This is a genomic window from Psychrobacter sp. MF31 (genome assembly GCF_012847335.1).
GTDB lineage: Bacteria > Pseudomonadota > Gammaproteobacteria > Pseudomonadales > Moraxellaceae > Psychrobacter.
In genome coordinates this window covers 711,040-724,929 of record NZ_JABBDX010000001.1, presented here as the reverse complement: position 1 = coordinate 724,929, position 13,890 = coordinate 711,040, and the positions used below count along the sequence as shown (strand labels likewise).

General features: G+C 45.2%; 11 protein-coding genes. All 11 read left to right on the top strand.

Features of this window, described 5'->3' with window-relative positions; genetic code table 11:
• Nucleotides 1–153: 153 nt before the first annotated feature.
• The 11 genes from cgtA (at nucleotide 154) to rpsA (ending at nucleotide 13,658) form a co-directional block, all read left to right on the top strand.
• Complete coding sequence (cgtA, locus tag HF322_RS03060; RefSeq protein ID WP_169391894.1) at nucleotides 154–1,356, top strand: Obg family GTPase CgtA; 1,203 nt, start codon at nucleotides 154–156, stop codon at nucleotides 1,354–1,356.
• A gap of 126 nt (nucleotides 1,357–1,482) precedes the next feature.
• Nucleotides 1,483–2,634, top strand: a complete 1,152-nt coding sequence (proB, locus tag HF322_RS03055) for a glutamate 5-kinase (protein ID WP_223193150.1) — start codon at nucleotides 1,483–1,485, stop codon at nucleotides 2,632–2,634.
• A gap of 83 nt (nucleotides 2,635–2,717) precedes the next feature.
• Entirely contained in the window at nucleotides 2,718–3,863 is a 1,146-nt protein-coding gene (gene hemE, locus HF322_RS03050; protein ID WP_169391892.1) for a uroporphyrinogen decarboxylase, read from the top strand.
• A 72-nt stretch (nucleotides 3,864–3,935) separates the two neighbouring features.
• The gene (gene argC, locus HF322_RS03045) at nucleotides 3,936–5,003 is read left to right on the top strand and encodes an N-acetyl-gamma-glutamyl-phosphate reductase (protein ID WP_169391891.1); all 1,068 of its coding nucleotides are present in this window, start codon (nucleotides 3,936–3,938) and stop codon (nucleotides 5,001–5,003) included.
• A gap of 213 nt (nucleotides 5,004–5,216) precedes the next feature.
• Nucleotides 5,217–6,146, top strand: coding sequence for a hypothetical protein (locus tag HF322_RS03040; RefSeq protein ID WP_223193137.1), 930 nt, complete (start codon nucleotides 5,217–5,219; stop codon nucleotides 6,144–6,146).
• A gap of 178 nt (nucleotides 6,147–6,324) precedes the next feature.
• Nucleotides 6,325–6,741 (top strand): ATP-dependent Clp protease adaptor ClpS, encoded by a 417-nt coding sequence (locus HF322_RS03035; protein ID WP_169391890.1) that lies wholly within the window; start codon nucleotides 6,325–6,327, stop codon nucleotides 6,739–6,741.
• A gap of 304 nt (nucleotides 6,742–7,045) precedes the next feature.
• The gene (clpA, locus tag HF322_RS03030) at nucleotides 7,046–9,553 is read left to right on the top strand and encodes an ATP-dependent Clp protease ATP-binding subunit ClpA (protein ID WP_169391889.1); all 2,508 of its coding nucleotides are present in this window, start codon (nucleotides 7,046–7,048) and stop codon (nucleotides 9,551–9,553) included.
• Nucleotides 9,554–9,636: 83 nt separating this feature from the next.
• Nucleotides 9,637–10,377: a uracil-DNA glycosylase gene (ung, locus tag HF322_RS03025; protein ID WP_169391888.1), complete on the top strand. Its 741-nt coding sequence runs from the start codon at nucleotides 9,637–9,639 to the stop codon at nucleotides 10,375–10,377.
• A gap of 7 nt (nucleotides 10,378–10,384) precedes the next feature.
• On the top strand, nucleotides 10,385–10,927 hold the full coding sequence (gene tadA, locus HF322_RS03020) for a tRNA adenosine(34) deaminase TadA (RefSeq protein WP_223193136.1): 543 nt from the start codon (nucleotides 10,385–10,387) through the stop codon (nucleotides 10,925–10,927).
• Between the two features lie 159 nt (nucleotides 10,928–11,086).
• Entirely contained in the window at nucleotides 11,087–11,827 is a 741-nt protein-coding gene (gene cmk, locus HF322_RS03015; RefSeq protein ID WP_169391887.1) for a (d)CMP kinase, read from the top strand.
• A 148-nt stretch (nucleotides 11,828–11,975) separates the two neighbouring features.
• Nucleotides 11,976–13,658: a 30S ribosomal protein S1 gene (gene rpsA, locus HF322_RS03010; RefSeq protein ID WP_308811477.1), complete on the top strand. Its 1,683-nt coding sequence runs from the start codon at nucleotides 11,976–11,978 to the stop codon at nucleotides 13,656–13,658.
• Nucleotides 13,659–13,890: the final 232 nt, after the last annotated feature.

Here is a 13,890-nt window from a genome sequence, read left to right as displayed (position 1 = left end):
ATCAATTATTGATCTTGATGTTTTGATAATTATTTTAAGAGTTAGCGTTGGTTATAATTACACCCGATAGTCAGCTTGGTTATCGGGTGTTATTGCCATCATAGGCAATGATTATTTTTGATCACAATGAGAGTTAAACAGTAGGAACGTAGCATGCGATTTATTGATGAGGCCGTAGTCACGGTCAAAGCAGGGGACGGCGGCAATGGCATCGTCAGTTTTCGCCGAGAAAAATACGTCCCGCGCGGTGGTCCTGATGGGGGCGACGGTGGTCGCGGTGGCAGCGTTTTTGTGATTGCCGATGACAATACCAACACCTTAGTCGATTATCGCTATACCCGCCGCTATGATGCGCGCCGTGGTGAAAACGGTCACAGTAAAAACTGTGCTGGAAAAGGCGCGGACGATATTTATTTGGCCGTTCCTATTGGTACAACCATTATCGATACCGAAACCGATGAAGTGATTGGCGATTTGACCGAAATTGGTCAAAAGCTGCTTGTTGCCAAAGGCGGCGATGGCGGTCTTGGAAACACGCATTTTAAAAGCTCAACCAACCAAGCGCCAAGAAAAGCCACTTCTGGGTTTGAAGGTGAGCTCAAAGTCTTAAAGTTTGAATTAAAAGTCGTTGCCGATGTGGGATTGATCGGGTTACCAAACGCCGGAAAATCGACCTTTATTCGCCAAGTTTCCGCTGCAAAGCCCAAAGTTGCCGATTATCCGTTCACCACCTTGGTGCCAAATTTGGGCGTGGTGGACATCGGTCGTCATCGCTCATTTGTGATGGCAGATATTCCAGGACTGATTGAAGGGGCGTCCGAGGGCGCAGGACTTGGCATTCGCTTTTTAAAGCATGTGGCTCGAACGCGAAGACTGCTTCATTTGGTGGATATTGCGCCGATTGATGGCAGTGATCCGGTAGCAAATGCTCAGGTTATTTTTAATGAGCTTGAGCGTTTTTCGCCTGAGCTTGCCAATTTGCCACAAATTTTGGTATTAAATAAAATCGATCAAGTCGACGCGGCAGAATTAAATGCCCTTTGCACGCATATCGTGGCTGAGCTTGGCTGGTCGGGGATGGTTTTTCGAACCTCAACGTTGACTGGGGATGGCGTTGATGCCATTAAATACCACTTGATGAATGAAATTGAGCGCGAACGCGAGCGCGAAGAAGAAGACCCGATGTTTGCTGAGGCGCAATTAGAGCGCTTTGAGCGGCTTGAGGCGGAAGTTCGCCGAAATACGGAAGCTCAGCGTGAAGCTTACCGCGAAATGCGCCGCGCTCAGCGTGAAGGTCAAAGCGGCGACTTTGATGACGATGATGATCATGAGGTTGAAGTGGTTTATGTGCCTTAATTGATATTAAATCGCTAAGTTTTTAAAAGTTCAAGGCAAAATTATCAACATAAGAGGGCAAGCACGCCATCTTATGAACTGGAAAGATAAGTGACAGGAGTTATTATGGCAGTCGATTCGGAGCAAATGACCGACGAGGCAAGATTTACTGAGCAATCACGAAACTTTAATATCAAACGAGTGATTGTAAAAATCGGATCGTCTTTGTTGACCAATAACGGTCGCGGTCTTGATCGAACTGCCATTTATAACTGGGCAAAGCAAATTGCCAAGCTTCACAATCAAGGTATGGAAGTGCTGCTTGTGTCCTCAGGAGCGGTGGCTGAAGGCGTCGTCCGGATGAATTTGGAGGAGCGCCCCAAGCACTTGCCTGCGCTGCAAGCTTGCGCGTCTATTGGTCAAATGGGACTGATTGAAACGTGGTGGTCAGCGCTGATTCAATACGGCATTCAAAGCTCGCAGCTTTTGCTGACTCATGATGATCTGTCCAACCGCAGCCGCTATTTAAATACGGCGCGTGCGCTGACTCAGCTTTTAGACTGGCGCGTGCTGCCCGTCATTAATGAAAATGACACCATCGCCGTTGATGAGATCAAATTTGGGGATAACGACACGCTTGGCGCGATGTCAGCGGCAATGGTTAATGCTGATTTGTACATTATTTTAACCGACCAAGAAGGCGTTTTCACCGACAATCCGCGTGAAAATCCTAATGCGCGCTTGATTCGACAAGAGCGCGCGATGGCGGATTATTTATTTGATATTGCAGGCGAGGGCGGCAAGCTTGGTCGCGGCGGGATGCTGACCAAAATTCGCGCTGGTCGCTTAGCCGCTATGGGCGGCTGTCCGACAGTGATCGTCAGCGGTGGTATTGAAGATGTCATCACCCGAGTGGTATCCGGCGAAGCTATTGGAACGCTCCTAACCACCAACGATCAAGATAAGATGATTGCTCGAAAACAATGGCTTGCGGCGCATTTGCGAATGTCAGGGACCTTGATTGTTGATGCAGGCGCTGCCAAAGCCTTGATTGAGTATCATAAAAGTTTGCTTCCGGTCGGCGTGGTTGAAGTTCGCGGCGACTTTGATGAAGGCGATGTGGTGGAAATTGTCCATCAAGATACCAATAAGCGTTTGGCAGTTGGTCAAGTAAATTTTGCCTCAAACGACGCTCGCCGCGTGGCTCGTGAGCGAACCGAGCAGTTCAACAAAATATTTGGAAATAAAGAAGACCGCGTGGTGATGGTTCACCGCGATAATTTAGCCATTACGGTTTAACCTTTATTTTTTTGCTGTAAGTGATTTGATAGTTTAATTGATGATAAAAACGACGGATTTTGCGTCCTTTTGGAGAGCTTGCCATGAGCGCCACTGACTCTAATGCTAACGATACTGCCCCAAAGCATAATTTTGCCCCGCTAAAAAATGACCGATTGCTGCGAGCACTGCGCTTTGAGCCGGTCGATACCACGCCAGTTTGGATGATGCGCCAAGCCGGTCGTTATTTACCAGAATATAAAGCCACTCGCGCCGAAGCGGGCGATTTTTTAAGCCTTTGTAAAGATACGGCTCGCGCCACTGAAGTTACTTTGCAGCCGCTGCGCCGTTATGATTTGGATGCAGCGATCTTATTTAGCGATATTTTAACCATTCCTGATGCGATGGGGCTTGGGCTTTATTTTGAAACCGGTGAAGGTCCTAAATTTAAATATACGGTTCGCACGCAGTCGGATTTAGAGCAGCTTCCGGTTTTGGATGTCAATGATTCGCTTGATTATGTGATGCGGGCGGTGACCAGTATTCGAAAAGCGCTCAATGGTCAAGTGCCGCTATTTGGCTTTTCAGGAAGCCCTTGGACGCTTGCCACTTATATGGTAGAGGGCGGCAGCTCAAAAGATTATCGCTATACCAAAGGGCTGCTTTATAGCAAGCCTGAATTTTTGCATCAGCTGCTGGATAAATTGACCGTTGCTGTTACTGATTATTTAGACGCACAAATTCATGCCGGCGCTCAAGTGGTTCAGATTTTTGACAGTTGGGGCGGGGCACTTGGTCATCGGCAGTTTGTTGAATTTTCCCACGCTTATAACAAGCGCATTGTGGCAGAACTAAAAGCGCGTCATCCTACGGTTCCGGTAGTTTTATTTACCAAAGGCGGTGGATTATGGCTTGATATTCAAGCCGATAGCGAGGCGGATGCGTTGGGGCTTGATTGGACGATGCCGCTTGATCGCGCGCGCCAAGTGCTGATTGACAGCCAGCGCCAATTGACCAAAACGCATAAAAAATTGCAACGACCAAAAGCCATCCAAGGCAACCTTGATCCTGCCACCCTTTACGGCTCAAAAGAAACGATCAGCCGCGAAGTCACAGCCATGCTTGATAGCGCTTATGCACTTGGCGATAAAACCGGTTATGTTGCCAATTTAGGTCACGGCATCACCCAATGGGTTGACCCTGAAAACGCCAAAGTCTTTATTGATGCGGTGCATAACTATCAAATTTAACAGGCTTGCAAATTTAATTGGTTTAACGATTAGGGCTTATGCTCAATTAAAATAATAAATTAAGGATGACTTATGATTAAAGCGGCGATCGTCGGCGGCACTGGCTATACCGGAGTCGAGCTTATCCGGCTGCTATCGGCTCACCCAAAAGTAAGCCTTGAGCTGCTCACCTCAAGAAGTGAAGCAGGAACTCGCGCGGACAGCATTTTCCCAAGTCTTCGCGGTGTTTCAGAGATCATTTTTAGCGATTTGGGCGATGACACGCTATTCAAGCTTCAAGACTGCGATGTGGTATTTTTTGCAACCCCGCATGGTGTTGCTATGAAGCAAGCTGAAGCATTGATCAAAGCTGGCGTAAAAGTGATTGATTTGGCAGCTGATTTTCGCTTGCAGTCGTTAAGCGATTTTGAGCACTGGTATCAGCAGCCCCATGCTTGCCCTGAACTGCTAAAATCTGCCGTTTATGGTCTTCCTGAAGTTTCTCGCGATACCATTGCTCAAGCGTTGGTGGTTGGTAATCCGGGCTGCTATCCGACCACAGCAATTTTGGGACTAAAACCCATTATCAACTTACAAAATGCCCGCGCGGAACAGCTTATCGCCAAGCGCATTGTCATTGATGCCAAGTCGGGCGTTTCAGGGGCAGGTCGTCAAGGCAAGCTGTCGCTTAATTTTGCCGAAACTTCAGACAATTTTGCCGCTTATGGCGTGGCAGGTCATCGTCATTTGCCAGAGATTGAGCAAGGGGTTAATGACATCCTTGCCAGTCAGTTTGACCATGACATTCGCTTTTTGCCGCATTTGGTGCCAATGATCCGCGGGATGTTCAGCTCGATTCATTTAGAATTGACTGATGCAGGTACTAAAATTGATTGGCAAGCTGAGTTTGAAAAAAGCTATCAGGATGAGTTCTTTATTGATGTGCTGCCAAAGGGAAGTTTTCCAGATACCAGAAGCGTTCGCGCAAGCAACCGTTTACGAATCGCCGTTCATCAAGATAACGCTCGCGCGGATTTAACCATTCTTGTGGTTCAAGACAATCTTGTGAAAGGCGCTGCCGGTCAAGCAGTACAAAATATGAACGTCATGTTTGGTTTGGATGAAACGCTTGGATTAGATTTTGCGCCGATTGTGCCTTAATACTTGATTTTGACGATGATAAAGGGTTGGGCTTAAAATTTTAAGGTTAACCTGCAATCCATAAGATGTTATAATAGCCAGTTGAGAATGATAACTTTTACTTATCACAGAATCCTTGCTGCGACGTTTGGCATGATTACAGGGCGCGGCTAGGTATTGATGCTAATTTCCGTTATAATGTCTCGCCTTTTTCTGTTATGAGATGCTGCTAAGATGCGTGTTAAGACTGACTCCCACCTGCAATGCTCGCAAAATTTGCCGCCGCGCAATTTGCCGGTGACCTCCCTATCAAAGCCTACGCCATCTTATCAGCCGTTGTTAAATGAGACTCTGGACGCAAACTTGGCGTTGCCGTTTAGCCGTCAGCGCGGGGCAGGAACGGGACTATTTGCATTATTTGCCGTTGCTGTGTTGGTTAGTGCCGTGGTGGCGCTACTGCTAGGTCATAAAATTGGCTATCAGCGCGGCTATCATGCGATCAAAGAAGAGACGCAAAAAGCGGTTAGCAGCAGTGAGCAGAACGCCAAAACTCTCAAAGACTTGCAAATTAGCAACAAGGTTTTGACCAACCAAGTCGAAACTTCTAAGCAAGAGCTGGCAATTAGCCTTGCCAATTTGGATGAATTGCGCCAAGCTCAACAAGCGCTTAAAGTTGAAAATAAGCAAGTCATGCAGCTCAATGACATTTATGCCCAGCTGATTTCTGAAAAAGGCGGTATGCCGCTTCAAGTCTTAGGCGCAAAAATTGAGCCGCTTCCTGAAAATGCCTTTGAATATGGTTTTGATGTGGGCATGTTGAGCGATGATGGCAAAGCTAAAGATTTAAAAGTCACCTTAACGCTTCAGGATAAGGATAACTTTGTAGAAGTGCCCCTTGATCCGCCAAGCTATACGATTCAAGGTATTGTTCGTATTCGCGGTCGCTTTGTGATGCCAAAAGGCTTCAAGCCACTGCAAGTGAAGCTGACTCTTGAATCTGGAAAGCAAGAAGTCGAGCAGCTTTATGATTGGCGACTTGGCGATATGGTTGATAATATGCCGCTATCGCTGCTTGATTTGGGGGATCCGGATGAAAGTCCGATCGTCAATGAGGACGTTAAAGTCAAAGCAAATAAAGCCAGTGCGATTAAAAAATCTGAATAATAATGATTGGGCGCTCTTAATTTTTGCAAAAATGACCCCATTAAAGGGTCATCTTTATTTTAAGCATGCTTTTTAACGTTAAAGCAAAATTTTAATTAAAATATTTGAATTCACTCTTATGCAAATGACGCGAATCCAACCTTGTTTTATTAAGTCTAACCAAAAAGATTGCCAATCGATGATCGATTCTGTTGAGCCGATCGTTTGCGATTGGCATCTGCCGAACGCGCCAATCAGTGCGCCTTATTTTCCCAATTTTCCGCGCGCCCATGAAGAAAGTGCGCCGCAATCGACCCCGCAATCTGATGTGATGGTGGCGGAGCCTGAAATTGCCAAGCCGCCTATGTACGCGGTGGTGATGTATAATGACAACTATACGCCGATGGAATTTGTGGTTTATATTTTACAATCAGAATTTCGCCACTCGATTGAAACCGCGGTGGAAATTATGCTGACCGTTCATAATAATGGCAAAGGCATTGCTGGCATTTATCCCAAAGACATCGCAGAAACTAAAGCCAAAAAGGTCAATAGCGCCGCTCACCGTGAAGGCTATCCACTACTGACTCAAATTGAGCCGCATCAAGGCGAATAATTGCGCATTCCCTAACTTGATTTTTAAATCTTATTCCTTATATAAAGGATATTACTGATCCACTCCTATTGCGGTCATTGGCTGTTGTTTTTAAACCAGTCAGCATCAAAATTCCTTTCATTAAAATCTTTGATACATTTTAGCAGCGGTTAATTGATTGACTCCAAGTGATTATCATGGTGTGATGATAATCAACCCAATGACTAAAAATCACTTATTATTAATAAAAATATTTTATAGTTATCCTGACTGCCAGTAACGCCGGAGTCATGATGGCAATAGGAACAAACCATAGGAATTCGCTATGTTAAGTCGTCATCTTGAAGTCTCCTTACGTTTAGCCATGACGCTTGCGCGCCAAAAGTCGCATGAATATTTGACCGTTGAGCACTTGCTGTTGGCGCTTTTAGAGAACACTCATGCGGCAAATACGCTGACCGCTTGTAATGCTAATATTTCAAGCCTGCGATCAGAGCTTGAGGCGTATATCAATAAGCATACGCCAACCATTGATGCAGATATGGAGCAGTCACCACAGCCAACCCAAAGCTTTGATCGCATTTTGCAGCGGGCGATCTTTCATGTTCAGTCGATTGGCGGTGGGCGTTTGGTCGAAGGCTCAGATATTTTGGTCTCGATGTTCTCAGAGCATGATACTTACGCAGTTTATTTGCTTAAAAAACAAGGCATTAGCCGCCTTGAATTGACCCAATACTTATCGCATGGTCAGGGAAAAACGGACAGCTCAGAGCCGCCGCGACCGATGAGTGGCGAGCGCCGAGCCGTTTCTGACAAAGGTGGTAAAGACCCACTGACTGAATTTGCCACCAACTTAAACCAGCGCGCTGCGGAAGGTAAAACCGACCCATTGATTGGTCGTGGTCCTGAAATTGAGCGAACCGCTCAGGTACTTTGCCGACGCCGTAAAAATAATCCGCTGTTGGTCGGTGAGCCGGGCGTGGGTAAAACTTCGATTGCTGAAGGTTTAGCTTGGTTGATCATCAATGACAAAGCGCCAAAACCATTAAGCGGCTGCGTGATTTATAGCCTTGATATCGGCGCGCTCATTGCCGGAACCAAATATCGCGGTGATTTTGAAAAGCGCATGAAGTCTTTGCTTGATGCCTTAAAACAAAAGCCCAATGCTATCTTGTTTATCGATGAGATTCACATGATCATTGGGGCAGGGTCTTCCATGAGCAGTAACATGGACGTGTCAAATTTGATCAAGCCTGCCTTGGCAAATGGCGAGCTGCGCTGCGTTGGCTCAACAACTTTTACCGAATATCGGCAAGTTTTTGAAAAAGATCATGCGTTATCGCGCCGATTCCAAAAAATCGATATCAAAGAGCCAAGTATTGAAGACAGCATCGACATTCTTCGCGGTTTAAAATCACGTTATGAGGAGTTTCATAATGTGGAATATACCGATGAGGCATTGGTGAGTGCGGTTCAACTGTCCGCAAAGCACGTTCATGAGCGTTTTTTACCAGATAAAGCCATTGATGTGATTGATGAAGCTGGAGCTTATAAACGTCTTGGTGTGATCCCTGATGTTGGTGATATTAATGCTGAAAATGAGTTACTTGCAGATCTTGGCGAAGAAACCGTTGATGTTGAAGATCAAGCAATTGATTTTGATAAAGAAGAAGCCTCTGAAACCGATATTATTTCTGAAACGACTAATATCAAAGCCTCAGGTAAAACCAAAAATAAAGCCAAAGGCAAAAAAGCGCCTGTGGTTATTGGGGTCACCGATATTGAAGCCATTGTTGCCAAACTTGCAAGGATTCCACCAAAAACGGTCTCAAGCGATGATAAGGGAATTCTTGAGCATTTAGAGCGTGATTTAAAACGCTTGGTCTTTGGTCAAGATGAGGCAATTAGCACCCTTGCCGATGCCATTAAACTATCAAGAGCGGGACTTAAGGCACCGGATAAACCAATTGGCTCATTTATGTTTGCAGGACCTACTGGCGTTGGTAAAACGGAAGTGTCACAGCAGCTGGCAAGCCTTTTAGGTGCTGAGCTGGTTCGCTTTGATATGTCAGAGTACATGGAAGCTCATACCGCCTCGCGATTGATTGGTGCGCCTCCAGGGTATGTGGGCTTTGATCAAGGCGGGCTTTTGACTGAAAAAATCAATCAGCATCCGCACTGCGTACTGCTTCTTGATGAAATTGAAAAAGCGCATCCGGACGTTTTTAACCTCCTATTGCAAGTGATGGATCATGGAACGCTTACTGACAATAACGGTCGGGTAGCCAGCTTTAAGCATGTAATTTTGATTATGACTACCAACGTGGGCGCAGAAAGTATCAGCCGATCCTCAATGGGCTTTACTCATCAAGATCACAGCCGCGACAATACCGAAGCGCTAAAACGGGTATTTACCCCTGAGTTTCGCAACCGCTTAGACGCGATCATCCACTTTAATCCGCTTGATAAAACAGTGGTTATTTCAGTGGTTGATAAGTTCTTGGTTGAGCTTCAAGCCCAGCTTGATGACAAGCAAGTCGTCCTTGAGATTGATGATGACGTTCGCGACTACTTAGCTGATAAAGGCTATGATCGCTTGATGGGCGCGCGACCGATGCAGCGCTTGATCCAAGATGAGATCAAAAAACCGCTGGCAAGTATGATTTTGTTTGGGGATTTGGTCAATGGTGGCGTTGTTCACTTAACGCTTGCACCAAGTGATGATAATACCAGTAATAACAATCAAGGCGAGCGCGGCTCAAAAGACAGCAGGATCATTTTGACGGTGGTTGAAACTCATGAGCCGCATTCGGATTCTGAATCTTTAGCTTAACTCTTTCCCTATTATTAAAAACGGTTACGCCAGTAGCCGTTTTTTTATACAATGCCAATAATTACTCAAAATAAGAGGTGATCATGACTGCACTTTTTAATAATAATAACGAAAAAACGGATGCTGAAAAACAAGCGATTCTAGATAAAGTTCGCTTGCCGCAAGATTGGAAAGAAGCGCTGGCAGCGGAGCTGACCTCAAGCAATATGGATCATATTCGTACGTTTTTAACTAGCGCTTATCAAAGAGGTGAGGCGATTTATCCACCTGCAAACTTGATGTTTAACGCGTTTGATTTAACGCCCTTATCTAAAGTTAAAGTCGTGATTTTAGGTCAAGATCCTTATCATAAAGCCGGTCAAGCCATGGGACTGTCTTTTTCCGTTCCTAAAGCCATTCCAAAGCCGCCATCGCTCAACAACGTATTAAAAGAAATGGCGGATGATATTGGCATTTCGCCCTCAAAGCATGGCGATTTGACCTATTGGGCAAAGCAGGGCGTGTTGCTATTAAACAGCTCATTGAGCGTGTTGGAAGCGACCCCAAACAGCCATAAGAACATCGGTTGGGAGCAATTTACCGATGCAGTTATTGATGTGGTCAACGAAAAAACCGACCATACCGTATTTATTTTGTGGGGCAGTCACGCGCAAAAAAAGGGTAAGTATATCAATACCGATAAGCATTTAATTTTAACAGCGGTTCATCCATCGCCCCTTGCTGCCAATCGTGGCGGATTTTTTGGCAGTAAGCCATTTTCTAAGACCAATGATTATTTGATCCAACACGGAAAAACGCCGATTGATTGGCAGTTGCCGCAATAACGTGATGATGAAATTATCGCCTTTCAATGAGCCCCATGATTTAAGTGAGCAAAAGCTTTGGTCAAGTCATGACATTATTTGGATGCAGCGCGCGCTAACGTTGGCAAAGCTGGGCGCCAATCTTGGTGAAGTTCCGGTAGGAGCTGTCATTGTTCATGATAATCAAGTCATTGGCGAGGGTTTTAACGCGCCGATTCAAGATTCGGACGCCACCGCCCATGCTGAAATTGTGGCGTTAAGATCAGCTTGTAAGGCGCTAAATAACTACCGCTTGCCAACAAATTCGACCCTTTATGTGACGCTTGAGCCTTGTACCATGTGCATTGGCGCGCTGATTCATGCTCGCGTAGCAAGGCTTGTGTTTGCAACCTTTGAGCCGCGCGCCGGAATGGTCGGCAGTCAGATGGATTTGACGACACAAAGTTTTTACAATCATCAGTTGCTCGTGAATAGCGGTTTATTTGCTGAGCAAAGCCGGATAATGTTACAGCAGTTTTTTAAAAATAGACGTAAGCAAGCTAAACTTTTAAAAAAAGCGGCACAGTCTTAAGCAAAATTTGCCCTGATTTAATAAGAAAAATTGTCGTTAAACGCTAGTGATTGCGATATTTTCTTGCTATAATACTGCCCTATTTGACTATGAAAATATAGCGGAAGCGGATTTTGCTAAAATTGTGGTCTTAAGTCATCAATAATGGTTATAAGTGCAATGTCTTTGCCCCCTTTAAATGCTTTTTCATCATCACCTAAACGCTTTCCGGTGATTTGCATTGACGGTCCAAGTGGGGCGGGAAAGGGAACAGCAGCATGGCGATTGGCGCAAGAGCTTGGCTATCAGCTGCTAGATTCAGGAGCGCTTTACCGAATTGTTGGCTTAAAAGCATTTGAAGCTGGCTTGATTAACGATGAAAGTAATGCTGAGCTCGATGAGGATTTGCTTGAACGTCTAACTCAAAGTTTGCAAATCAGCTTTGAACCAAATAATGCTTCAAATCGTGTCGATATTGTGGTGAATGGTGAAATAGTTGGTGATCAAGTTCGCAATGAAACGGTCGGCGGTTATGCTTCTCAAGTTGCCGTATTTCCAAAGGTTCGGGCGGCGCTACTAAAGCTTCAGCAAGATATGGCAATGCGATCAGGACTGGTTGCCGATGGTCGCGATATGGGAACGGTGGTGTTTCCGGATGCCGAAGTGAAGATATTTTTGACCGCAAGTGCGCAAGCTCGCGCTCAAAGACGGCTAACTCAGCTTGAGCGTGATAACCAAAACGCAGACTTTGAAGAGATTTTAGCGACGATCAAAACTCGTGATGTTCGCGATGAAACAAGAAGCACGGCGCCATCAAAACCGGCGGCGGATGCGTTGATAATAGACAGCTCGACCCTTGATGCAACGGAAGTTTATACCACCATTAAACGCTATTGCCAATCAAAGGGCATTTGCTGCTAAAAGACAGTTGCTGCTAGTAAATTGATAAGCTTATTAGCAACAGCTTTTTTATATGGCAAGATAAAATAAAAAACCAGTATCTCGTTTTATTGTGCCATAAATTTGATCCGTACTGTGCTGGACAGGCTACGGCTATACAAAGGTAGAAATAATGGAATCATTTGCTGAACTATTTGAAGCGAGCATTGAAGAGCAAGGTCTTGATATTGAGCGTGGCTCAGTTATCACAGGAACGGTCGTTGCCATCGATAGCGACTGGATCACCGTTGACACCGGCCTTAAATCTGAAGGTATCGTCGCTCGTGAAGAGTTTTTAAATGACGACGGCGAGCTTGAAGTAGCAGTTGGCGATAGCGTTGACGTGGTGGTTGAAGAAGTGGACAACGGTATGGGTCAAACCCGTCTGTCTCGCGAAAAAGCCAAACGCGTTGAAACGTGGAATGTTCTTGAAAAAATCTATGACAACGATGAGATTGTCAAAGGCATCATTTCAAGCAAAGTAAAAGGCGGCTTTACCGTTGATATCGGTTCAGTTCGCGCGTTCTTGCCAGGATCATTGGTTGATGTTCGCCCGATTCGCGACACCACCCATTTAGAAGGTAAAGAGCTTGAATTTAAAGTGATCAAACTTGATCAAAAACGCAATAACGTTGTGGTTAGCCGCCGCGCCGTTATGGAAGCTGAAAATTCAGCAGAGCGTGAAGAGCTATTGAACAAGCTTGAAGAAGGTATCGAAGTTGAAGGTATCGTCAAAAACTTAACCGATTACGGTGCGTTTGTTGACTTAGGCGGTATCGACGGTCTACTTCATATCACCGATATGGCATGGCGCCGAATCAAGCACCCATCTGAGGTGGTTGAAGTGGGTCAAGACTTAAAAGTTAAAGTTTTGAAATTTGACCGTGAGCGCAACCGCGTAAGCTTAGGCTTAAAACAGCTTGGCACGGATCCTTGGGACAATGTTGGCGCAACTTACCCAGTAGGCAGCGTGGTTAAAGCTCGCGTAACCAACTTGACCGATTACGGCTGCTTTGCTGAAATTTCAGAGGGCATCGAAGGTTTGGTTCACGTGTCTGAAATGGATCACACCAACAAAAACATCCACCCATCAAAAGTCGTTCAAGTGGGCGATGATATCGACGTGATGATCCTTGACATCGACGAAGAGCGTCGCCGTATCAGCCTTGGTATCAAACAAACCCTTGCTAACCCTTGGGATGAGTTTGACAAAAAACATGAGCGTGGCGACAAAATTGAAGGCACCATCAAGTCAATCACTGACTTTGGTATTTTCATCGGTCTTGATGGCGGCATCGACGGTTTAGTTCACTTATCAGACATTTCTTGGAATGAGTCTGGCGAAGACGCGATCCGCAACTACAACAAAGGCGACACCGTAGAAGCTATGGTATTGTCTGTAGATGCTGAAGCCAACCGTATCAGCCTTGGTATTAAGCAGTTAAGCTCAGATCCATTCAATGAGTACTTAGTTGCTAATGACCGCGGCGCGATCGTCACTGGTAAAGTGAAAGAAGTTGACGCGAAAGGCGCAGTTATCGAATTGGCTGACGACGTTGAAGGCTACCTTCGCGCTTCAGAAATTCAACGTGACCGCGTTGAAGATGCGACCAAGCATCTAAATGTTGGTGACGACGTTGAAGCGCAAATCATCAGCGTTGATCGCAAATCTCGCGGCATCAGCTTATCTGTAAAAGCTAAAGATGAAGCCGAAGAGCGTCAAGCGATTAAAGACTTGAGCAGCAACACTCAGCAATCAGCTGACGCTCAGCCAAAAACGATTGGTGATTTGATCAAAGAGCAAATGCAATAATAGCTATTTAATATTGTAAGTAGAAAATATCGTAAATAAAAAAAGCGGCTTCGGTCGCTTTTTTTTGGTTTTTATTTTTCAACTTAGTAAAGATAATCCACTATTCATAATTTTTTAATAATAAAAGCTGCTTTTTATTGAAAATTAAAGATAAATTTTTCCGCTATTATTTGCAACATTGGGTAACGAAATGTAAAATAGGACTAAGTGGTTGAAATCGCATTAACTTTTG